1 protein-coding gene is annotated in these 227 nt (G+C 69.6%); it reads right to left on the bottom strand.

The genetic code is table 11. The features are described 5' to 3' along the window. Nucleotides 1-227, bottom strand: a 227-nt coding sequence (locus PA598K_RS37135) for a hypothetical protein (protein ID WP_185602453.1), incomplete at both ends; no start/stop codon positions are given.

Here is a 227-nt window from a genome sequence, read left to right as displayed (position 1 = left end):
GCGGTGCGCGCCCTCGCCGATGATGACGTTGTGGACGAGCTGGAACGCCGGCACCCCCTCCAGCTCGGCGAGCGGCGTGTCGGTGCGGCGAAGCAGCGCCGGATAGCCGCTATGCGCCAGCGCCTCCGCCGAGAGCCGGAGCGCAGCCGCTTCGCTGACGCTGTAGAGGCTATACGTCTCGCCGATATAGCGCTCATACGCCATCGTGCGCGCATCGCAGCTTGGCG

It is taken from the genome of Paenibacillus sp. 598K (assembly GCF_003851045.1).
Taxonomy (GTDB): Bacteria; Bacillota; Bacilli; order Paenibacillales; family Paenibacillaceae; genus Paenibacillus_D.
Note: the sequence above shows the minus strand (reverse complement) of the source record. Positions and strands in the feature narration are given on the sequence as shown.